This is a genomic window from Dethiosulfatarculus sandiegensis (genome assembly GCF_000931935.2).
GTDB lineage: Bacteria > Desulfobacterota > Desulfarculia > Desulfarculales > Desulfarculaceae > Dethiosulfatarculus > Dethiosulfatarculus sandiegensis.
In genome coordinates, this window is the sequence record NZ_AZAC01000003.1 from 216,731 (window position 1) to 238,008 (window position 21,278).

Here is a 21,278-nt window from a genome sequence, read left to right on the forward strand (position 1 = left end):
CATGTGCACGGACCTGATGAAAACCGCTTTATCGTTGTACTATATCGGTTAAAGACTTTCGTAAAATGCTCTGGAGGCCCTTGTAGTAAGTCTCAAGGTAAATTAAAAAAAAGTTTGTTTTATATTATCAGTGGAATGCCCCGGTTAAGTAGGCTTACGGATTTTGAATCTGTGGGGTTGGGTTTGATCTTAAAAATTAGATTTTTGTTGCTTGAAAATACTTAATTGATGTGCTGGGCTTCTATCTTTAAAGTACTCCTGCTTGGGATTGTCCTCAATTGGGCGTACAGAAAAAAGTATTAAAGTTTTTCATGGAAAGATCGATAAATAGATTAGCGGGAATAGATTCTGATCTTTGCTCTAATCTGACTTCACAAGGTCACGCCTGAGCGGTATATTCTGTTGGTACTTTGGCAGTAGATCAATTTGTTTTTTCCCCGTAGTTTAAGCCGGTTTGACAAGTGAGTATTCAATTGAACAGGCAGAGTAAATCCAATAGTTTGCACAGTGAAAAGGCCGAATTGGCCGAAAGAGTGGGCAAGTTGGAAACTTTGCTGAAACAAAAAGAGGAAAAATTAATTTCAGTTCAGGAAAGCCTGGGGAAAAGCCAGGATTTGCTGGAACATTATATAACCGAACGCAGATTGACCCAGGCGGCGCACAGGGAAACTATTGAAGCCTATCGGTCTTTCTTTGATGTTTCCCCCATCGCCATGTTTGAGGTGGATTTCTCCCGCCTCAGGCGTTTTTTCTTCCGCCTGAGGCATCAGGGCGTCACCAACCTTAAGGACCACCTGGCGAAAAGGCCGCGGAACCTGCCAAAAATATTAAGCTTGATCCGGGTGAAAAATGTCAACCTGGCCGCCTTGGAACTTTTTATGGCCAGGGATAGGGAAGAACTGCTCTCCAACCCCCTGCAAATAATCCCGGATGAGGCTTGGCCCACCTTTGCCGAGCTTCTTTTTTCCTTGGCCTCCGGCGAGGAGGTTTTCGAAGGGGAAACCTTTTCATACAGCCTGACCGGCGTGATGCGCTATGTTGCCTTGCGCTGTTCTTTGGCGGCAGGCAGGGAAGCCGACTGGTCCCAGGCCTTTATTTCGCTGATTGATATAACCGGGCGCAAGGTGGCCGAGGATATGCGAAGGGAGTCGGAAAAGAAATACCGCCTTTTGGTTGAGAATGCCGTGGATGGGGTGGCTGTGCTCCAGGATGAGCATTTGGTTTACCTCAATCCCAGGGCCGAAACCATCCTTGATCAACCCCGCAGCGAGCTGGTTACCCAGTCTTTTCATCTTTTGGTGCACCCCGGGGATATGGAGACCATAAGAAGGCTATACCGGCTTACCCCTGAGATGGGTGATGACAGCGGGATGCCTTTTTCTTTCCGGATGCTGAAAAAGAACGGATCCACAAAGAGTATAAAGGCAAAATGCGTTACCATTAACTGGCAGAAGCGACCGGCCCTTTTGTGGATATTCAGGGAAGAGACCAGTGGCGAGCAAGTGGATCGGCAACAGCTTCTGCAAAAACAGCTTGAAGCGGCCATCAGGAGCACCGAGAACGCCAGCCAGGAGATGAACCAACCGGTTCAGTCTATCCTCATGCATGCGGAGATGCTCGCCGCTCAGCTCCCCGATGTTCCGGATTGCCGGAAACATGTTGATATCATTCAGCAGCAGGCCAAAAGACTGATGACCCAGACTCATGAACTTAATCAGCTTACCTCTTCCCACTCTTCAAGTTTTTTGGTGCCTGACCCACCGAATTTGGCCAAGCTGAACGGATGATGTTGTTTCCTTTTTTGAATAAAACAGCTTAGATTGTCTGTAAAATTCCATTTTTTGCTGCGTACCAAAAATCATTTTGAAATTAGATCATCGTCTGCTTGGATTAAAAGTTAACTGAATAATTTAGTCCACTGGTTCGCGGGAGGACATATTTTGTTCTCGGCTATGTAAAAAAAACCGGTAACGGCAGGTTCAGGATAAAAATCCTGTTAATTCCTATTGTTTTTATAGATACACTTGTAAAATGCCGTCCTGTTCTGGAAAATAAGGTGATTGCAAACAAAAGGGAAACAAATACCTGGGGGGCATGGTGAGGAGCAAAAAAACAGCCCGACAAAAAGACATCACCCAAAATAACCCTACGAAAAATTCCTTTTCAGAAGACTTCACAAGCTCGCCAAATCATCAAAACACATGTGGGGATCTGTATATGGGTTTGTTTAACGATTCACACGACGCCATGCTGATCACAGATCCCAACGGCTGGATTATAAACGCCAATCCGGCTTGCCAGGATTTATTCAAACTTGAAGATTCCCAGTTTATCTCCTTAAACATCAATGATTTCTATGTCCACAAAAAAGACAGCGCCAGGTTTGTAAGGATCATGCATGAAAAAGGCGGTATCAGGGATTTTGAGGTGAAGCTGAAAAGCCCCTGCGGCCTGGTGATGGATTGTCTTTTCACTGCTTCCGCCCGCCGTTCCGCTGCCGGAGATGTCCTCGGGTATCAGGGGGTGATTCGGGATATAACCACCCAAAAGCACAATCTGGCCCGCCTGCGTGAAAATGAGATTCGCTATCGCACCCTGTTTGAAGCGGCTCACGACGCCATATTGCTGATAAGAAGCGGAGTTTTTGTTGACTGCAACTCCGCTGCTCATAAGATTTTCGCAGGTGAAAGTTCTGAGATCACAGGCCGCACCTTTTACAGTTTTTCCCCTCCGTTTCAGCCCAACGGGCTCGCCTCCCGCGAGATGGCCAGAGAGAAAATGACTCTCGCCTTAAGCGGCAAACCCCAATTTTTTGAATGGAATCACCTGCGCCTGGATGGGCGCATCTTTGAAGCCGAGGTCAGCTTGAATCGCATGGATATCTTGGGAGACCCCCACATCCTGGTTGTGGTCAGGGACATATCCCGCCGAAAAAAGGCCATGGCCGCCATGCGGGTCAGTGAACAGCGTTTTCGCAACTTAAGTGAAAGCGCACCGGATATTATCTACACCCTGGATTTATCCGGAGCCTTTACATACGTCAACCCGGCTTGGAAGAGGTTGTTGGGGCATGAACCCGGTGAGGTTTACGGCAAGTTTTTCGTGGAGTTCGCCCCGCCCGGGGAAGAAGACAGCTATATCCACATATTCAAGCAGATAAGAAACCGGCGCAAAACCATGAGCGACATGGACAGCAGGCTGATGGCCAAAGACGGAACAGTGCGCCATTTTTCCCTGAGCGGTTCGCCGATTTATGATCAAAGGGGCAAGGTGGCGGCCGTGGTGGGGATATTCAAGGATATCAATGCCCGTCGCCAGGCCGAACGTCAGCTGGAGATTCAAAAGGCCCAATTGGAGCTGTTTATAGAAAGCGCTCCCGAAGCCATAGTTTTCTTGACCAATTCCCAGCGTATTGAGCGAATCAATCCTGGTTTCACCCGTTTGTTCGGTTATGAATATCATGAGGCCGTGGGCAAATTTGTTGATGACCTGATTGTTCCCCGGGATCTCAGGGACGAGGCCGTTGAACTGGGTGATAAGGTGCAGAACGGTCATGGCCTGGACCTGGAATTGGTGCGTAGATGCAAGGACGGCAAAAGGGTGTATGTCTCCTTGATTGCCTCTCCCATTATGGTGCGGGGTGTGCAAAAGGGACTGTACGGTATTTATCGGGATATCACCCACCGCAAGAGGGCCGAGCAGGCACTGCGTGAGAGCGAGGAACGCCACCGGGCCGCCCTTGAGGCGGCTCCGGACCCGGTTGTGGTCTATGACATGCAGGGCAGGGTGGTTTATTTAAATCCTGCTTTTGTTTCTGTCTTTGGTTGGTGCTTAAGCGAGACCATTGGAAAGAAAATGGACTTTGTTCCCCCTGAAAAGGCTTCTGAGACCGATGTGCTGGTTAAAACGGTTGTCCGGGGCGAGACGGTCAGGGGAATAGAGACCGTGCGTATGACCAAGGCGGGCCGGTCCGTTGAGGTGAGGATAAGCGGGGCGCCTTTTTTTGACAGCAAAAATGAACCAATGGGCTGTGTAGTCACCTTGCAGGATATAACACGCCGTAAAGAGGCTGAGGCACAGCTGAAATACCTGGCTTTTCACGACACCCTTACCGGCCTGCCCAATCGCAAGGCCTTTTATCATACCGCCCAGGAAAAACAAGGCCCTCACAGAAGGGAAGGGGATAGTGACACCTGGGCGCTTTTATTTTTAGACCTGGATCGTTTCAAGGATATAAACGACAGCTTGGGCCATGATGTGGGGGACCTTTTATTGAGAAGGGTGGCCACCCGCATTCAGGAATCCATCCGCCAAACCGACCAGCTTTTCCGCCTTGGCGGTGATGAGTTCACGGTAATTATCAATAAACTGGTTAATACCATTGACGCAGCCAGAGTGGCCCAGAAGATTTGCGATAACCTGGCGGCTCCTTTTGAGATCAAAGGCTACAGGCTGTTTTTGAGCGCCAGCGTGGGGATCAGTGTTTACCCCCATGACGGTCACTCCTTAGACGATATGATGAAAAACGCCGATATGGCCATGTATGCGGCCAAGGCCGAAGGCAACGGTCCCCGCTTTTTTACCGCTGAGATGAACACCAACGCCCAGCACAGGCTTTATCTTGAACACAGCCTCAGGGGGGCCTTGGACCGCCAGGAACTTTCCCTGCATTACCAGCCATTGGTGGATGATAATTTCCAGGTGCAGGGAGTGGAGGCTCTCTTACGTTGGGAGCATCCTTCCATGGGCTTTATCCCTCCCACAAATTTTATACCCATTGCCGAAGAAACCGGAGTGATCATACCCATTGGCGAGTGGGTTTTAAAACAGGCATGCCGCGAGGTCAAGGAATTGAGCGACACCATTGGCCGCAGTCTTTATGTGGCGGTCAACCTGTCTCCCCGTCAGTTTGGCCAGAACGGTCTTGTAAGCACCGTTAAGGAGGCCCTGAGCTCTTCCGGCCTTTCTCCGGACAGGCTCAAACTGGAGGTTACCGAAAGCAGCGTCATGGTTGATCCGGAAGAGGCCATAGCCAAAATGGAGCTGCTCAATCAACTCGGTGTGACCTTTTCCATAGACGATTTCGGCACCGGCTACAGCTCGTTGAGCTATCTCAAACGGTTCCCTGTGGAAGTGCTCAAAATAGACCGCAGTTTCATTTCAGAGTCTCAGGAGAATTCAAACGACCGGGAAATCATAAAAACCATCATCGCCATGGCCAAGAACCTGCGCATGAAAACAGTGGCTGAAGGGGTGGAGACCAGGGCGCAGCGAGATTTTTTGTGCAGGCAGGGGTGTTTTTTGATGCAGGGTTTTTATTTCAGTCAGCCCATGCCTTTTAAAAAATTACTGGCGGACTGGGACTTCCTGACTTGTCATCCTGAAAAAACGACTAACCCCAAACAGAAATTAAGACCGGAAAAGAAAAAAAGTGACGGCCCGTCGAATTAAGAAGTTTCTAAGGCCTGTTAATTGGGTTTACCGATTGACCTTAGGCCTTTGTAAAATAAAAACATCCAAAGTCCAGGAGGACTTTGGATGTGGTGATCTTTGCGCCCCTTTACTATAAGGGGCGCTTTTTTAAGGCTATCTCTCCAGCATATGCTGGATGTTGATCATTTTTTGGCGCACATTTTCCAAGGTGGCCATGAGTTTAAGGCTGTGGTTGGCAAAGACGGAATCCCTGGAACCGTTTAAGACCATCAGGGGCTCAAAATTGGCCAGGGCCAGCTCTGCGATCACATTATCCAGGAGTTCGCCTGTTCGCTTTAGTTTGATGATTTCCCGGAACTCATAGCGCACCGCCATCAACACCTGGCGCAGGGAGTAGGCAACCCCCCTTGCCATGTAAAAATTATCGTCCAATTGAGTCCAGGGGACCTTTACGTCCTGGGTTTTTTCTCCTTCAGAGAGCGTATCGCCTGCGGTTTCTTCACTGAGACGGCGGGTCCAGTCCCTGGGAGCATTGGCCAGGCGTGTGTTAACCCCTCCCAAGAGGCTGGTAAGCTGGTCCAGAAGCTCGATCAGGTTGTCGGCCCTGGGATAAAAATTGCTGGTGCCTTGTTCCAGGCCCTGCTGATATTTTTTAAGGCTTTTTACGCCTTGACCGAACTTGGACTCCGCTGAAGGCAGCCAGAGCTTGAAGGGGTCATTGCTGAAAGCGGTGAAGGCCAGATCAGTGTATTTATCTATTTTGTCTGTGGTGCGTTGGCGCGAGAGCTTGTCCCTGAGCACCCTTACACTGTAGCGCATCACTTCAAGCTGGCCCAACTGGAAGTTCTGAGGGTTGTCCATCAGAACCGTGGGGTACAGAAGATCATTCGGCAGCCAGCTCACCAGCAGCTGCTCACCCAGGGATATAAGGTTCTGGGCAAAGACCATTCCTTTTTTGGGGTCTCCGCTCTCTCCCTTTTCCTTCATCTGTTCGGTAACCTGCGTCACGGGATTGAAGTATTCCGGAAAGGCCCTTTGATACTCATACCAGCACACAAAAGGAGAGATGATTAAGTACATGAGCACCAATAGAACCACCCAGCGGCTTAAGCGGCCGAACAGGCTTAGGTCCTTGGCAAAAGGGTTGGCATAGTTTCTTTTTTTCTTGGGAGCCCGATTGTTTTCCGAGGCAGCTTTTGCTGTCATAAGTCGCTCCTGATTTGAGTGCCGGCTATTTGTTAAGTAGCTTTGGACCAGCCGGAGAGAAGGAAATGATGGAAATACCTTAAAGCTCCTAAGACAATAATATCTTCCCAGGAATTGCTTTATGGCCTTGTTCTTTTATTTTAGTTTTTTTGTTCGGACCCCTGGCCTTTAAGGCTCCTTGCGACATATTCAGGTTACATTGAAAAAGCCCGGTCTGTAATCTGTTTTCTTTAAAAAGAGTTGCCCAACCTTCTTGTATATGGGGCCCGTGTCAGGCAGATGGCGGCTTTTCGCTGCACGCCCGGACGGCTTTATTCTTCTTGGCTTTCTCTTATTCTGGCCAGAACATTGGTGGTTGAAAGCCCGGTCACCAGAGGGATGGAGTGAACCTCGCCTCCGGCCGCCTTCACCGTATCTGCTCCCACTATTTTATGAACAGGCCAGTCACCGCCTTTTACCAAGACCCCTGGCCGTATCAGTTCTATGAGCCTTGCCGGGGTGTCTTCATCAAAGATAATCACGTAATCCACCGCCGCCAGGGCGCTGATCACTTCCGCCCGATTTTCCTGGTTATTGATGGGGCGGTCCGGGGCCTTGTTTTGTCTTTTCACGCTGTTGTCTGAATTCAGGCCCAATATGAGCAGATCCCCCAGGTTGCGAGCCTCTCCCAGGTAACGGACATGCCCGGCATGCAGAATGTCAAAACACCCGTTGGTGAATACGACCTTTTTACCTTGGCTGACGGCTTGGGAGACTGCCTCGGCCGCCTTGGAGGCGCTGACTATTTTGCTCCTGGTGTCTTGCCACATCAGGTTAAACCTTTCTAGGAGTAATATCCCGGCTCTTTATTGAAACCGACCTGTAATATCCGGAAAAGACCTGCAGGGTGTTGAAAAAGCTGTCCCTGGTTTTTTCAACAGCTAAGTTGCTAAAAATCAATTTTAGCAACTTGCTCTTATCGCTTACCTCTCACGGCTGCGCTAAATTGCGGGCCATATTCGGGGTCCCCAAAAATGCTCCGGCATTTTTGGGGTGTAATATTCGGGGTGCATCCATGGCCCGCCTGGCAGGGCGTTTTTCAACACCCTGTTAAAAGAATCCGCCTGAATCTTAGCCTTGGTCCATTCTCAGTGCAACATAAGTAGTGAAGGATTAAATCGCTCTTAAAAAAGTGAAAACCATAACCCGGGCCGCCCCCGCCTTTTTCAGGATTTTTGCGCATTCATGGAGAGTGGACCCGGTGGTGAGCACGTCATCTAAAAGCAGAACATTCTTCCCCGCGACCAGGCGTTCTCCCCTTTTTTTAAGGGCAAAGGCCCTGGCCACATTCTGCCTGCGCAAGGCCAGGTCCAGGTTGACCTGGGAGGCCGTGTTCCTTGTCCTCTGCAAAAGGTTGGGAACCACCTTGGCCGGAAGTTTCTTGGTGAGAAGCGAATTCAAAATAAGGGCCTGATTAAAACCCCTTTTCATGAGGCGTAAGGTATGAAGGGGGACCGGGGCGATTATCTGGGCCCGGCTCAGCCAGTCAAAGGGGGCGTGTAAGCATATGTAGCCGGCAAGCTTTGGGCCAACCCATAGACTCTTGTTGTATTTAAGGTTGTGGAGCGCCTGGGCCAGGGGGCCTTCGTGAGGGGCTATGGTCCTGGCCTGGTCAAAAGCCGGCCGCCAGGTTTGACAATGGGGGCAGATTGAGCGGCCCCTGGGCAAGGGATTGGCGCAGACCGGGCAACAGGGCTCCGGCAGGGGGGTGATTTGGCTTTGGCACTGGTCGCAAAAAAGTAGTGTGTCTGCGCTCAAGGGCTCCCCGCAGGCGGCGCAGTGCCCGGGAAAGGCCAGATTAACCGCCGCCTTGTACAGGTTCGGTAGAAAATCGTCCATTCCCCCGGCAGCCATCAGTTTTTGAATTCTCCTTGCGCTTTAAGCTTTTGGTAATAAGCCACAAAGTCTTCATGGCTTACTTCGGGATCTATTCCCGGGCAAGCAAGCTTGGCTTCTTCCAAGGCTCCTTTGTTTTTAAGCATGGCAGGGAAAAAGGGCCACTGACGACAGATTTTGGGCTTTGCCTGATGAATGCGGCACCCCTGGGGGCCAAACAGAATACAGACCCCTTTGTGGCCTGTTTGAATTTCGTATTTTCCGTCTCGGGGGAGACAAAAATCTTCAATGAATTCTTTTTCTGTTAAGTCAACTAGTTGGGATGCTGCAGGGACTTCTTCTTTTTCCAGGTAAATTCCACCTTTTCCTCTACAGCACACACCACAGCGTTGGCATTCAAAGGGCATTCGACTCATGATTCCTCTTTCAGGGGGTTAAGCAGGCAGTAGACCTTTTGCCCGACCGGTTTGATCTGTCCAAGAGAAAGGAAACTGCATGAACTTGTATTTATTATATTTATTTAATAATTACAAGCATTTAATCTCTTGACGGCCTCGGCGGTCGAGCCTTGGCAAATCTACAAAACCATTGCATGATAGGCGATCGCGTGAACCGAAAGCCTACACCGGGGGGGCTTTATGTGCAAGATGCGCCGCTTAAATCCCGTGAACCGGGAAAATTTCTTTTCGAACCAGTTCAATAACATCATCTGCGTCCCGGCCCGCTCTTTTCCAGAATCTGCCCCGGATCAGCTCCTGCGGGTCGAGCAACCGCCTTTCATCTTTGGGCAGCCTCAGGTTATCTGAGAATTCCTGGGGCAGGTGTTCGGGGAGTTTATCCTCTTCATCCATCATGATGGCCCAAAGCATGGTCCAGACCCTGGCCACGTTCACCACATTGTATCCCCCGCCTCCCAGAGCGATCCAGCGTCCCCAGGCCATCTCCTTAATGGCCCGCATACAGTGGGCCAGCCCTCTTGTGGTGAGGTTCAAATTGGCCAGCGGATCGGTTAAAAGGGCGTCCACGCCCAGTTGAGTCACCAGATAATCCGGGTTAAAGGCCTGGATCAAATCCGGGACCAGGGAGTCAAAACATCGTATATAGATTTCATCCTCAGTATCAGGCCAAAGGGGTATGTTGACTGAATATCCCCTTCCCTTGCCCCGTCCCTGTTCTTCGATGTATCCGGTTCCAGGGAAAAGGGTGGCCGGATGCTGGTGAAGGCTGATGGTCATCACCTGGTCTGTTTCGTAAAACGCCCATTGCACTCCATCGCCATGATGGGCGTCGAGATCCAGGTAAACCACTCGCAGGTCTTTTTGCAGAAGCCTTTTGATCACCAAGACCGGGTCATTCACATAACAGAAGCCGGAAGCCCTGGCCGCAAGCCCGTGATGCATCCCTCCAGCCATGCTGAAGGCCGCGGGCCTTTTTTCCTCCACCACCATTTGGGCGGCTTTAAGGCTGGCGCCGGTCATCAGGGTGGACCATTCGTAAACCCCCGGGAAAATCGGGTTGTCGCCGGGGCCCAACCCAAAACTACCGAATCCGCGCAGGTTTTTGGTCTCGCTTAATTCCTTCAGGGTTTCCAGATAATAGCGGTCGTGAAATTCTGCCAGATCTTCCATGGTTGCAGCCGGAAAATCATAGTAGGTTTCGTCCAGCCCCACCAGTCCGATGAGTTCCCTGGTAAGCCCTAACCTGGCAATGCGCAAGGGGTGATGTTTACCGTAATCAAATTTTTTATACCGCTCTGTGTGGATGAAAGCCGGAGGCGCTGACTGCTTGGACATTTCTACTCCGATAGGCAAGTAAGGAGGGCCAACGCATGTGCCACAATAACACCAAGGCGCTAAAATGGCAAGACGATCCCCGTAATTCACATTATCTGACCGGATTGACAGGTATTAACCAGGCTGGTACAATTCGCGCCGACCAATTCGTTTTCTCTTGTGTTGATGAGGCGAAAACCATTTCAGCATCTGATGCTTCCAGACGCTTGAATCAATTGGCATTTGGGCTTGTCATTTTTAATCGAGCCCTCAGCCGCTTTGGCCTTCTTTTGTAATGGAGGTTTTTTGATGATTTCTTCTGAAGTGGATGCCGCCCTTAAGACGGCCATGAAAGCTCACGATCAAGCGGCCACTTCCTGCCTGCGGATGGTCCGCGCCGCTTTAAAAAACAAGGCAAAAGACTTAAGGCGCGAGCTCAACGACGAAGAAGAGATTGCCTGTCTTTCCACCCTGGCCAAGCAGCGCCGGGACTCCATTGACCAGTTCAGAAAAGGCGGCAGGGAAGACTTGGTCGCCAAGGAAGCTGCCGAGCTGAAGCTGATAGAGCAGTATCTCCCCCGGCAATTAGCCGAAGAAGATGTCGCCCGGGTCCTGGATGAGGTCTTTGATGAACTTGAGCCCAAGAGCCCCAAAGAAATGGGGATGGTTATGAAGGCTGCCATGGCTCGGTTGAAAGGGCAGGCAGACGGCAAGTTGGTCAATCAACTGGTCCAAAAGCGCCTTAAGGGGTAGAATTCCTGCATAGGGGAGAAAAGGCGTTCATTTTATACACCTAAATTACTATTTAATATTACGGGTAATGTCGCGATTTGCCGATTTAAATAGGCGGTCGGCCGATTAAGTCCCCTGGGTGAGGGCTTTTAATTATCCCGCAAAAATACAGGTGTATGTTTCATTGCATAGAAAAATTGTCTGAGATAATCCATGCAAAAATGGCTGTGTCCGCGGATTTCTTTTGCGGTCGGCCTTCAGGGACCACTTTATCCGCATACATAATGCACTTTTTGGTTCTCACAGGTCAACAACAACCAGACACGGGCGGGAAAAACACACATGTTTGATGCTGACCGGCAGGGTGGGCCTGCCGCAGACGAGACAAGCGCCTTAGACAAAGACGCATCAAAAATGGACACCAAGTCAAGGGGTTCAGTGGATACCCAAACCCTTGCCGCACTCGAGTTCCCCAGACTGCTTGAGTCTGTGGCCCAGTTGACCCAAAGCCGGATCGGCGCCCAGATGGTGCATAGGCTTTATCCTTCTTCTGATTCCGCCAAGGTTGAACGTAGACTGAGAAGACTCAGCCAACTGCGGGAAATTCTCGAATTCGCCAGCCCTCCTGGCCTTGAAAATATAGACGAGGTTTCCGAACTGCTCCCCCGCCTGGAGGTTGAGGGTGCGGTTTTACTGCCCCAGGAACTATTTGTGGTGGCGGATTTTTTATCTTCGGTCAGCAGGGCCGATTCCTTTCTCACCCCCAGCGAAAACGGCATGGATGAAGCCTTTCGCCTCAAAAACCGGTTGACCCCCCTGCCCAAACTGGGGGGCAGGCTTAGGGGCCTGGTGGGGCCGGGAAATTCCATAAAGAGCTCCGCCTCAACCGAGTTGCAAAGGGTCAGAAGGGAGCTTTCGCGCAAAAGGGACAACTTGCGCGCCAAATTGGAAAAATTCATCACCCAAGGCCACATGGGTGGTGTCTTCAGTGATCAGGTCGTCACCCAAAGGGCGGATCGTTTTGTAGTGCCTGTGAGGTCGGACTCCAAGGGCAAGGTGCAGGGAATCCTGCACGACACCTCGGGCAGCGGGGCCACCTGCTTTATGGAGCCTTTGGACGCGGTTGAAGATAACAACCAGCTCGCCATGCTGCGCAACAAAGAGCGCGAGGAAGAATTGAGGGTGTTGCGGGAAGTCGCCCGTGAGCTGGCCCTTAACCTGCAAGTGCTCTATGAAGACCTGGAGACTCTGGCCAAACTGGACTGCCTTTTGGCTCAGGCCCGGTTTGCCCAAAGGTTGGATGCAGTTGAACCCCGTTTGAGCAACTCCTATGAAATGGAGTTGAACCAGGCCCGCCATCCCCTTTTGGCCTGGCGAGCCCTTAGCCGTAAAAATCAGGTGGTTCCTATTGATCTCTGCCTGGGCAAGGGCCGCGACGTTTTGATGATCAGCGGAGCCAACGCTGGCGGCAAGACCGTTACCTTAAAGACTGTGGGCCTTATAACCCTGATGGTGATGTGCGGTATGCACGTTCCGTGTCAAAAAGGCAGCCTGGTTTCGGTGTTCCAGCAGGTGGCAGCGGAAGTCGGCGATGAACAGGATTTAAATGAAGCCTTGAGCACTTTTACCGCTCATGCCGGACGTCTGGCCTGGATGACCAGGAACGCAACCAGGCAATCTTTGTTCCTTATAGATGAGATAGGCGGCGGAACTGATCCCGGCGAGGGCGCGGCCTTGGCCATGGCCGTGATTGACCGTTTGAAGCGGTTGGGGGCCAAGGTTCTCACCACCACCCACTTCCACAGGCTGAAGGCCTTTGCCGCCCTGACTCCGGGGATTGAAAACGTATCGGTTACTTTTGATTCCGGGAGCGGAAAAGCCACTTACAGGCTTCACTACGGCGCCCCGGGATTGAGTGACGCCTTGGCGGTGAGCGCAGGGCTGGGTTTTCCGGAGAGCGTCTTGCATCGGGCCAATTCCTATATGGACGAGAGTGAGAAACAGACCATTGCCCTTTTGCGGCAGGCCCAGAACGACAGGCGTCTGGCCAGGGAAGAGCTGGCCAAAGCCAGGGCCGGCACTCTAGCTGCTGCGGAAGATAAGCAAAAGGCCAGGGAACTTTTAAAGGCTGCCAAAAAGGAAAGACAGGGCGCCCTGGCCGAGGGCAAGAGAAGGGTTCGCGAGGTTGCCCACCGCATGGAGGGGATGCTCAAGGACCTTTTGGGTGAAATCGAAGAAAAGAAAAAGACCGGTGAGACACTTTTACCGGGTGCGGAAAAGCAAAAGCTGTACAAGGCCAGGCGCGATGCCCTGGCCAAGGTGGAAGAGGTCGTTTCCGGCAAGAGTGATGCCGCCTCTTTTAGCACTGATAAAAAAGCCCTTTCCGGGGACAAGGGGAAGCTGGTCAAACAGGCCAGGGTCAGGGTGGCCAGCCTGGGACAAGCCGGAACCCTTTTGGAAGACCCGGTCCCGGATGTCCAGACCGTGCTGGTCTCCGTAGGGGTGCGGGGCGTGAGGGTCCGGGTCTCGGTGGCTGATCTGGAGCCCTTGGGCAATAATTCTGATAAAGCTGATAATAAATCCGCTCCTAAGAGGGTGTCTGTGAGAGCCGATGCGGGCGACGGCCTTGACCTTAAGGTAATCGGCTGCACTGTGGATGAGGCCATCCCCCTGGTGGACAAGGCCTTGGATCAGGCGCTTTTGGCAGGCAGGGCCAGGCTGAGGGTTGTCCACGGCATGGGCACCGGCAGGCTCAAGACGGCGGTTAGAAGGTATTTAAGCGATCACCCGTGTGTACTCTCCACCAAAAATGCGCCGATAAATTTAGGCGGTGGGGGAGTCACGGTGGCTGAACTCAGGGAGTAGCGTATAGTTGACGGTTTTCGGCCACATACCACAGGAAAAGATTGACGAGGTGCGCCTGGCGGCGGACATTGTCCAGGTGGTGGGAGCTCGTGTCAATCTGACCCAAAAAGGCAGGGACTTTTGGGGAAGGTGCCCGTTCCACGGGGATAAGGATCCCAGCTTCAAGGTGGATAGGCAAAGGGGCACCTGGTACTGCTTTGGCTGTGGTGAGGGCGGAAGTGTTTTCAACTTCGTGATGCGTGACGAGGGGCTTTCCTTTCCCGAGGCCGTGCGCGAACTGGCCCGGCGTTTCGGGGTGGAGATGCCTAAACGTAAACTTGACCCCGCCCAGCAAAAGGCCCAGGAGCAGAGAGAGAAACAGCGCCATGTCCTGGAAACCGCCTTGGAGTATTTCCGCACCCAGTTGCAGGTTTCAGCGGGCCGGGAGGCGTTAAACTATCTCACCCAAAAACGCGGGCTGTCCCTTGAGTTTATCAAAGAGTTCCAATTGGGCTGGGCCCCTGACCAGTGGGAAGGCCTGGGGCGCTTTTTACGCTCCAACGACATCGGCGAGGAGCTTGCCGTCCAGGCCGGCCTGTTGATCAAAAGGGACAATCGCTCCGGCTGCTATGACCGGTTCCGGGGCAGGGTGATGGTGCCGATCAAAGACGCCACCGGACGCCTGGTGAGCTTTGGCGGCAGAATCCTGGATCAGGGCGAGCCCAAGTACATGAATGGCCCCGAATCTCTTTTATTCAAAAAAAACAGCACGCTTTTTAACCTGGACAAGGCCCGCAGAGAGATGCGCAAAAAGTCCAGGGCCCTTTTGGTGGAGGGGTATTTTGATGTCATAACCCTGCACGCCCATGGCCTGGGTGAGGCCGTGGCCCCCATGGGAACCGCCCTTACCAGCCAGCAGGTGGCCCGGTTGAAACATCAGGCCGATGAACTGATCCTGGTGTTTGACGGTGACGAGGCTGGGGTCAAGGCTGCTTTGCGTTCATTGCCTGTTTTTCAAAAAGAGGATATGGCCCCTAAGGTGATTCTTTTGCCCATGGGCGAAGACCCGGACAGCCTGGTCCGCAACCAGGGCGCCGAAGCCCTGGAGGAACTTTTGGGACAGGCGCGCCCCTTGGTGGAGATGGCCATAGAACAGATCGTTACAAAGGGCGATGCAGATAGCTTTGAAGGCAGAAGTTCGGTTTTGAATCAGGCCGGAAAGATCATATGTGGAATCAATGATCCGGTCTCCGCCTGGCTTTACCTGGAACGCCTGGCGGCAATGCTCTCCATACCCTGTGACATTGCAGCCAAGCAGCTGGGTATACCCTTGCCCTCCTCCAAGAAAAGACCTCGTTTAAGCCCGGTGGATAACCGCAACTGTTCCCGGGGCGGACTACATTTGAATGATCAGGAATGCCTCTTGCAGATGATACTCACCCAGCCCGAGGCGGCTCGGCTTTTTGCCTCCCAGGAAGAAGCGCTTGAATTTTTAGATGACCGGAATCTGCGACAGGTGGGGGCTTCCGTGCTTTCCGTGCTGGCAAGAGGGGCCGACCCCACTCCCGATGCCGTGGCCCAATCCCTTGAAGACCAGGCTTTGGCTCCCCTGGTGAGCCGCCTGGCCCAGTCCGGCCTGGAACTGGATGCAGATAAAGCCCGGCAGGAAACCGTGGTTTTGTTGAGGCAATGGCAAAAACGCCACCTCAAAAAGAAACTGAGAGACATGAGCAATCAAATCGCACAGGCCTATCAAAGGGGCGACAGTGAAGAAGTCGCCCGTTTGCAGGCCATGCGCCAAAGGATATCCAAATCCCATCCTACCCTTTAAACCGGGAAAGGACCACGCCATGCTCAAAGACAATAATTTCGCCAAGCTTCAGAAACTCATCTCTAAAGGGCGCACTAAAGGTTATCTAACCTTAGACGAGGTAAACGATGCCTTGGGCTCTGAGGTGAGTCCGGAGCGAATCGACAATATGCTAATGGTCCTGGATGAGATGAGCGTGGACCTGGTGGAGGATGTCAGCGAAATAAAGGGTAGGTTGGACGAGGATGATATTGATGACCAAGATTCGGTTAAAAAGGAACTTTTGACCGATGACGGCAAGGTCAGCGATCCTGTCAAGATGTATCTCAAAGAGATGGGATTGGTCTCTCTGCTCACCCGAGAGGGAGAGGTGGAGATAGCAAAGCGTATTGAAGAGGGCGAGCGGATGGTTATCAGCGCCCTTCTGGAGTCTTCGATCTGCGTGGAAAAGATAATGGCCCTGGGCGATTTGTTGTGTGAAGGCCAGTTGCAGATAAAGAACATTGTTTGTGATATCGATGAGGAACAGACCCCTGAAGAAGAAGAGCGTTCTCAGCAAAAGTTCTTGTCCTTAATTGACAAGGTTCGCTGCCTTGATAATGAAAACGCCAAGATCTATGAAAAGCTGGCTAATCGCAAAAATCCGGTAAAGGGTCCGGAGCGCAAGGAAATGCGCGCCTTTCTGACCAGCAACCGTAAAAAAATATCAGAACATCTAATTGACCTTAAACTGGATAAAAAACAGGTTGAGCAGATCACCGAGATTCTGGCCGAGCACTTGCGGGGCATTAACAAGGCTGATATCGCTGTCAGTTCGGTTTTATACGAAAGCGGCATTCCCAAAAACGAGATCACCAAACTGGCCCGCAAGATAAGGGCAGCCAAGGGCAAACGTTGCGCCATGGGGAAATGCCGGTGTACCGCAAAGCGCCTTTTGGAGCTTGAGGTCCACTTGAAAGAGGCCAGGGCCGAGATTCGCCAGGTTGAGAATACCTGCAAGATGAGCGCAGCCAGCCTGCGACGATTGATGAATCGGGTCAACAAAGGCCGCACCCAGGCCAAACTGGCCAAAAAAGAGCTGGTTGAGGCCAACCTCAGGCTGGTTGTATCCATAGCCAAAAAATACACCAATCGCGGGTTGCAGTTTTTGGATCTGATCCAGGAAGGCAACATAGGCCTGATGAAGGCGGTGGACAAGTTTGAATACCAGAGGGGATACAAGTTTTCCACTTATGCCACCTGGTGGATCAGGCAGGCCATTACCAGGGCCATTGCCGACCAGGCCAGGACCATACGCATCCCGGTCCACATGATTGAGACTATAAATAAGCTTATCCGCACCTCCAGGTACCTTGTCCAGGAATACGGCAGGGAGCCCACTCCTGAAGAGATAGCCGATAAAATGGAATATCCCTTGGAAAAGGTCCGCAAGGTGCTTAAGATCGCCAAGGAGCCCATAAGCCTGGAAACCCCCATAGGCGAAGAAGAAGACAGCCATCTTGGGGATTTCATAGAGGATAAGAAAGTGGTCAGCCCCTCCGACGCGGTGGTTAATCTTAATTTGTGCGAACAGACTCGAAAGGTGCTCGCAACGCTTACACCGAGGGAGGAAAAGGTCCTGCGCATGCGTTTCGGCATTGGCCAGAAGGCGGATCACACCCTGGAAGAAGTGGGCAAGGATTTTGATGTAACCAGGGAGCGCATCAGGCAGATAGAGGCCAAGGCCCTGCGCAAATTGCGCCATCCCAGCCGGGCCAAGAAACTAAGGGCCTTTATTGAAAATTAAAAGGCGGTTAAAGAGAATTTTAGCTTGCTGACAGAGTCCCCCTGGACTTGGTCAGAGGCCACTTGGCAAAAACGTGGTTTTGCCAAGTGGCTAGAATTACAAGTCTTTAGTAAATCTCGCAATTCGGCGGTCCATCATTCGGGATCCCCGAAAAATCGCTTGTTTTTCAGGGGTGTATCCATGGCCCGCGTTCAGGCTGTTGGCCAACAGCCTGTAAACCCCCTGTTTCGGAACAGGGGGTTTTATGTTGGCGCTTAAAAATAAAGAATGAATCCAAAATGGAAAAAGGCGCTGGTTACGCCATGATTCCTTTCATCCAGTCCGGCGTTGCTTATGTGCCTTAAGCGCACGCCTGTCTCAATCCCCATAGCTTTCTTTAAAAGCCAACTGAACCCCATCCCGGCAAAGGAGGTGAAATTAAGATTGCTGCCCATTTCGTATATATCGAGTTCATTAAAGGAAGGGCCAATGCCTCCTTCCAGATAAGGCTTGAAACTGTCTGCGCAGAGCAGGTTGGCTCTTAAGGCGGGGATAAGCGCCGTTTCCATTCCCGCACCATAGTTCCAATATCCCCCTGCCTGTCCTTCCAGCCTGAAAACCAGTTCAAACGCCTTCCAGGTGGTCAGAGGAGCGTCAAAGTGCAATAAAAGGCCCATTGCCTTAAGGTCTTCATTATCCAGATCCATGTCTTCGCAAATGTAATAGGAAATCCCCCAGGATTTGAAGAAGGCTTCTGCTGAAGCGGTGGTCCCTGGAACCAAAACCAAAAGTAAAATTCCCGTAAGTAATGCCAAGGTTTTCTGTCGCATCCGAGGATCTCCTTTTTTTAATTTCGGCTAAGGGGCCGGATCTCCGAGGCGGCCGGCAAGTCACCCCAACTTTCCGCCGAGCGCACTCCGTCTAAAATAGCCATGCTCACAAGGCACGAAAACAAAACTCCCAATCCGTTCAGATCCGCTTCAACCTGGCCGCTTGTAAGAACCACCACCAGATCACCGTCAAAGGTGGTGTGGGTGGGACAAACGGTTCGTACCATGCCGTGATGGGCAATACGCGCAACTTTACAGGCTTCTTGTTTGTTTAGTCTTGCATTGGTGGTGATTACCGCCAAGGTGGTGTTTTGCGGCGGTCCAAAGGCCGGACGGGTGGAGCCGTTCAAGTATTGAAGCTCGGTTGAAGCCAGCTCACAGCTTTTGGGCGAGGTGCGCGCACCACATATGAGATTGCCTCTTTCATCCATGATATCACCAAAAGCATTTACAACGGCCAGACAACCTGCCTTAAGTTGAGCCATTTTAAGCGATGCGCCGCCCAAACCTGATTTGCAGGCCTGTTCCAGGCCAAAAAATTTACCAACGGTCGCCCCTTTGCCGGCACCCTGGTTGCCCCTTTTCATGACTTGATCATTAGCCGACAGGCAGGCTTGATAGGCCATTTGCGCATCCGGTCTGGCTTTGTTTCGGGCCAGAGCCAAATCAAAAATAACCGCCGCAGGCACAATCGGGATGCAAAATGGCCCTGCGCTCAGGCCATGGCCTCTTTCTTCCAGGAATTTCTGCACACCTTCACAGGCGTTTAAGCCAAAGGAAGACCCACCGGTGAAGAGCAGACCGTGCACCTGGTCCACCATGTGGTCCGGTTCAAGCCCGTCCATCTGACGGGTGCCTGTGGCATACCCGGCCTTGGCCAGGCCTCCCAAGGCGCCCTGGGGGCAGAGCACCACGCTTAACCCGGTGGGGACCTCCTTGTGTTCAGCATGGCCAACCAAAAAACCCGGCACATCGGCCGGAGAACCTTTACCGTTAAATTCAATATTTTGCATAGTCTTGATTCTATTAATTAATACACTAAAATAGCATAAATTGGATTATGAGCATAGCCCAATAAGTCAGTCGTTTACAGGATCAAACCAGTTTCATTCTTTTTTCATTAAGAAAAATACAGAAAAATGCCGCGTGATTCATCTCGATTGAAGGATTAAGGCTAAAATAAAAATTGGATTATTAGCGAATGACAATTTTTCCAATCCTCCAAGACGTTTTATAAAAAATAACAGCCAAGGTGGAATTACCTTTCATATGCCGGATTGGAAGAGAAGTTGTGTTGGAAAATTATATTTTTATTTCGGTAGGTTGGGTCTTTATTGGATTTATGGCGAAACTGGGGAATATTTTTTCCTGTTAAAAGGATTATTAAGGTAAAATTTTAAGAATCGATCCTGACCGGTTTTTTTGATGTAGCCAATCTATCTGTTCCAATGGATTTTTCGGAATCGTTAAGAAGTTATTTTTGTAGGGATTTTACTTGAGAAGCCATGAATGCCCGGAAAGCAACCGGCACGCTATCTGGGAAAAAGGCCGTCAAAATTTAACTGAATTATAATTTTAGTAATTCTAGCTGTTTGGTAAAATTCAGTCTTTCTTCAGGCGGCATTTGCCAAAATTCGGCAAGAGTATTACGGAAGGACGCTTCGGGTTTTCTATCATTACCCAATAAAAATCGTTTGATTTGACTTTGGGTTATTGATCAAGTAACACTTTTAGTAGATATTGACCACCCATACAGTTGCCAAGCGGGAGCCCTTCATGACCGGGGAACACTACGAGGAAAACCCTCAAAGCATCGCCAAGGCCGAGATGGTGGTGGCCATTCCCTCCTACAGGGAGGCGGAACTTATAGCCTATCCCACCAGCCAGGCCGCCTTGGGACTTAAGCAGTTCTTTAACCATTTGAACTGCGTGATTATTAATTGCGACAACAACTCAGACGATGGAACCAAAGAGGCCTTTTTCCAGGCCGACACACAGGATGTGCCGCAGATTTATCTGTCCACGCCTCCTGGAGTAAAGGGAAAAGGAAACAATTTCAGGAACCTTTTTCGCAAGGTAGTGGAGCTTGAAGCCTCTGCCGTAGTGGTGGTGGATGCGGACCTGAAGTCCATCACTCCTCGGTGGATCAAGCATTTGGGCGAGCCTTTATTTAATGAATTCGGCTATGTGGCTCCCCTTTACGTACGTCATAAATATGACGGAACCATTACCAACTCTATTGCCTACCCCCTGACCAGATCCCTGTACGGCCGCAGGGTGAGGCAGCCCATAGGCGGAGACTTTGGTTTTTCCGGTGAGTTGGCCCGGATTTATCTGGCCAGCACCACCTGGTCCGAGGCTGTGAGCCAATTCGGCATTGATATTTGGATGACAACCCTGGCCATGAACAACAATATCCCTATTTGCCAGGCCTATATGGGCAGGCCCAAGATTCATAAACCAAAGGATCCGGGCAGTGATCTGGGGCCCATGTTCAGTCAGGTGGTGGGAACTATCCTGGATCTCATGGTGCAGAGCACCGGTTACTGGATGCGGGTGAAATGGTCGCGCCCGACCGCCATCTACGGCTTTGGGCTGGGCGAGGTGGAGATGCCGCCTCCGGTAAAGGTGAGCGAAGAGGCCCTGGACGACAAATTCAGAAGCGGCCAGGATGACTTCATGCCGGTGTGGAAAGAGGTTCTTTCCGAAGAGAGTATGGCCAAGATTAGGGAAATTTTTGACATGTCAGAGGGGCGTTTTGATTTCCCGGTGCAGGTATGGGCCAAGCTGCTCTATGATTATTCGGTTGGTTACGCCAGGCAATCAGCCGATCGCCAGGAAATTTTGTCATCTCTGATACCGCTTTATTTCGGCAAGACCTTATCCTATGTTCGCAAAACCCAGAGGATGAGCGTTCAGCAGGCCGAGGAATTTATTGAACACGAGTGCATGGTGTTTGAAGAGACGAAACCCTACCTTTTGGAACGTTGGGGCGCTTAGAGTCTCAGGGA

General features: G+C 51.3%; 15 protein-coding genes. 8 read left to right on the top strand and 7 right to left on the bottom strand.

All coding sequences use genetic code 11. From position 1 onward, the window contains the following. Nucleotides 1–461 precede the first annotated feature (461 nt). Nucleotides 462–1,787, top strand: a complete 1,326-nt coding sequence (locus X474_RS03875) for a PAS domain S-box protein (protein WP_156360607.1) — start codon at nt 462–464, stop codon at nt 1,785–1,787. Between the two features lie 430 nt (nt 1,788–2,217). Next, nucleotides 2,218–5,451 (top strand): sensor domain-containing protein, encoded by a 3,234-nt coding sequence (locus tag X474_RS03885; RefSeq protein ID WP_044346859.1) that lies wholly within the window; start codon nt 2,218–2,220, stop codon nt 5,449–5,451. 135 nt (nt 5,452–5,586) lie between these two features. On the opposite strand, the gene X474_RS03890 is transcribed toward X474_RS03885, so the two are convergent. The 5 genes from X474_RS03890 to X474_RS03910 form a co-directional block, all read right to left on the bottom strand. Beyond that, a complete protein-coding gene (locus tag X474_RS03890; RefSeq protein WP_044346860.1) occupies nt 5,587–6,639 on the bottom strand; it encodes a DUF2333 family protein in 1,053 nt (350 codons plus the stop codon). Between the two features lie 311 nt (nt 6,640–6,950). Then, on the bottom strand, nt 6,951–7,448 hold the full coding sequence (gene rfaE2 / locus X474_RS03895) for a D-glycero-beta-D-manno-heptose 1-phosphate adenylyltransferase (RefSeq protein ID WP_044346861.1): 498 nt from the start codon (nt 7,446–7,448) through the stop codon (nt 6,951–6,953). A 343-nt stretch (nt 7,449–7,791) separates the two neighbouring features. Beyond that, nucleotides 7,792–8,532: a ComF family protein gene (locus X474_RS03900; RefSeq protein ID WP_052514831.1), complete on the bottom strand. Its 741-nt coding sequence runs from the start codon at nt 8,530–8,532 to the stop codon at nt 7,792–7,794. Then, nucleotides 8,532–8,930 carry a YkgJ family cysteine cluster protein gene (locus X474_RS03905; protein ID WP_044346862.1) on the bottom strand — a complete coding sequence of 133 codons (399 nt, stop codon included), beginning with the start codon at nt 8,928–8,930 and terminating at the stop codon, nt 8,532–8,534. Before X474_RS03905 ends, X474_RS03900 begins: the two co-directional genes overlap by 1 nt. A 240-nt stretch (nt 8,931–9,170) precedes the next feature. After that, nucleotides 9,171–10,307, bottom strand: a complete 1,137-nt coding sequence (locus X474_RS03910) for an acetoin utilization protein AcuC (protein WP_044346863.1) — start codon at nt 10,305–10,307, stop codon at nt 9,171–9,173. Nucleotides 10,308–10,342: 35 nt separating this feature from the next. On the opposite strand from X474_RS03910, the gene X474_RS03915 reads away from it, so the two are divergent. From X474_RS03915 to rpoD, 5 genes are all read left to right on the top strand, one after another. Continuing rightward, nucleotides 10,343–10,582, top strand: a complete 240-nt coding sequence (locus X474_RS03915) for a hypothetical protein (protein WP_044346864.1) — start codon at nt 10,343–10,345, stop codon at nt 10,580–10,582. Nucleotides 10,583–10,595: 13 nt separating this feature from the next. Then, complete coding sequence (locus X474_RS03920) at nt 10,596–11,039, top strand: GatB/YqeY domain-containing protein (protein WP_052514833.1); 444 nt, start codon at nt 10,596–10,598, stop codon at nt 11,037–11,039. A gap of 321 nt (nt 11,040–11,360) precedes the next feature. Further along, nucleotides 11,361–13,883, top strand: coding sequence for an endonuclease MutS2 (locus tag X474_RS03925; RefSeq protein ID WP_044346866.1), 2,523 nt, complete (start codon nt 11,361–11,363; stop codon nt 13,881–13,883). A gap of 7 nt (nt 13,884–13,890) precedes the next feature. Beyond that, nucleotides 13,891–15,693, top strand: coding sequence for a DNA primase (gene dnaG, locus X474_RS03930; RefSeq protein WP_052514834.1), 1,803 nt, complete (start codon nt 13,891–13,893; stop codon nt 15,691–15,693). Nucleotides 15,694–15,712: 19 nt separating this feature from the next. Further along, nucleotides 15,713–17,458 carry an RNA polymerase sigma factor RpoD gene (gene rpoD, locus X474_RS03935; RefSeq protein ID WP_044346867.1) on the top strand — a complete coding sequence of 582 codons (1,746 nt, stop codon included), beginning with the start codon at nt 15,713–15,715 and terminating at the stop codon, nt 17,456–17,458. A 254-nt stretch (nt 17,459–17,712) separates the two neighbouring features. On the opposite strand, the gene X474_RS03940 is transcribed toward rpoD, so the two are convergent. Both X474_RS03940 and X474_RS03945 read right to left on the bottom strand, forming a co-directional pair. Continuing rightward, nucleotides 17,713–18,267, bottom strand: coding sequence for an acyloxyacyl hydrolase (locus X474_RS03940; protein ID WP_052514835.1), 555 nt, complete (start codon nt 18,265–18,267; stop codon nt 17,713–17,715). Between the two features lie 17 nt (nt 18,268–18,284). Further along, complete coding sequence (locus tag X474_RS03945) at nt 18,285–19,280, bottom strand: P1 family peptidase (protein WP_044346868.1); 996 nt, start codon at nt 19,278–19,280, stop codon at nt 18,285–18,287. 763 nt (nt 19,281–20,043) lie between these two features. On the opposite strand from X474_RS03945, the gene X474_RS03950 reads away from it, so the two are divergent. After that, nucleotides 20,044–21,267: a glycosyltransferase family protein gene (locus X474_RS03950; RefSeq protein ID WP_044346869.1), complete on the top strand. Its 1,224-nt coding sequence runs from the start codon at nt 20,044–20,046 to the stop codon at nt 21,265–21,267. Nucleotides 21,268–21,278: the final 11 nt, after the last annotated feature.